2 protein-coding genes are annotated in these 1,525 nt (G+C 74.0%); one reads left to right on the top strand and one right to left on the bottom strand.

Annotated features, from left to right (window positions below; genetic code table 11):
- A partial coding sequence (locus E1293_RS46935) for a DUF3866 family protein (RefSeq protein ID WP_132206612.1) occupies nt 1-853 on the top strand: 853 nt, incomplete at its 5' end.
- Between the two features lie 4 nt (nt 854-857).
- On the opposite strand, the gene E1293_RS46940 is transcribed toward E1293_RS46935, so the two are convergent.
- Nucleotides 858-1,400, bottom strand: a complete 543-nt coding sequence (locus tag E1293_RS46940; protein ID WP_132206614.1) for a DUF3291 domain-containing protein — start codon at nt 1,398-1,400, stop codon at nt 858-860.
- Between the last annotated feature and the right edge of the window lie 125 nt (nt 1,401-1,525).

The raw sequence follows: 1,525 nt of genomic DNA on the forward strand, positions 1-1,525 counted from the left end.
GCCCGACCCCGCCGGGCCCGGGCACCTCGTCAAGGCCCGCTACACCCCGCTCCAGGCGACCGTCCTCGGCGCCGACGAGCAGGACTCCCCCCACCACGAGATCCTGCGCGACGCCGACTCCCTGTCCGGCATGCCCGTCATCATCGCCGACCTGCACTCCGCGCTCCCCCCGATCCTCGCCGCGCTGCACGCCGCGCGGCCCTCCACACGGGTCGTGTACGTCATGCCGGACGGCGCGGCACTGCCCTCCTGGTTCTCCATGTCCATCGGCCAACTGAAGGACGCCGGCGCCCTCGCCGCCACCATCACCGCCGGCCAGGCGTTCGGCGGCGACCTCGAAGCCGTCACCGTCCACACCGGGCTGCTGGCGGCACGCCTCGTCCTGAACGCCGATGTGGTCGTCCTCGCCCAAGGCCCCGGAAACCTCGGGACCGGCACCAAATGGGGGTTCTCCGGCGTCTCGGCGGGCGAGGCCGTCAACGCCGCGTCCGTCCTCGGCGGCCGCCCCGTCGGATCCCTGCGCGTCAGCGAGGGCGACAAGCGCGAACGCCACATCGGCGTCTCCCACCACTCCCTCACCGCCTACGGGCGCGTCGCCCTCGCCACCGCCGACATCCCCGTCCCCGAACTCGGCGGCGCCTTCGGCGCCCGCGTCGCCGCAGAGGCCGCGCCCCTCGGCGACCGGCACCGCCTCGTCCCCGTCCCCGTCGACGGCCTCCTCGACACCCTCCGCGCCGCCGAGAAGGACTGGGGCGTCCGGCTGTCCACCATGGGCCGCCGCCTCGACGAGGACCTCCCCTACTTCCTCGCCGCCGCCGCCGCGGGCCGCCACACCGCCGCCCTCCTCGGCTGAGCCGTCAGAGCGCCGCGGGCTCCGCCGGCTCCGCGCCCGCGGCCTCCTGCGCCGTGTCGTCCGCGGCCTGCCCCGCCATGTCGTCCGCGGCCTCCTGCGCCGTGTAGGACGCGTTGAACGTGAACGCCCGCGGCGACGGCCCGTTCGCACGCAGGAACGCGAGCCGTTCCAACGCCTCCCCGACGGTGGGGACGGTGCCCGCAGGGATCCACCACATGACGAGATGCGCGTCCGCATGCCGCCGGAACCACTCCCGGCGGCGTCGCATCGTCTCCAGGTGCGCGCTGCGGTAGACGAAGTCCCACAGCGCCTCCGCCGACTCCCACACCGAGAAGTTGACGATCACGTCGTCGCCGGCGGGACGCATGCCGGTGGCGTCCGGCCTGCCCTCCTCCACCAGCCGCCACACGAACCCGGGCGTCCGGTCGGCGAGCGCGTTGACGGGCTCCAGCAGCGCGACGAAGTCCGCCGTGCGCGGATCGCCGAGGGGGTGGTGGAGCGTGGCGACGTTGAACTGGGCGAGGTGGTACCCGGGCTGCTCGGTCATGGGCTCACCCCACCACGCCGCCCGCTTCTATGTCAATCATCGTTGTTGTTAGAAGGTTCGGCCGCCACACAGCACCAGCCCGGCCGCGGATCCATCCGCACCCGCACCCCCGACCCCTCCACCAG

Source organism: Actinomadura darangshiensis (assembly GCF_004349235.1).
Classification (GTDB): Bacteria; Actinomycetota; Actinomycetes; order Streptosporangiales; family Streptosporangiaceae; genus Spirillospora; species Spirillospora darangshiensis.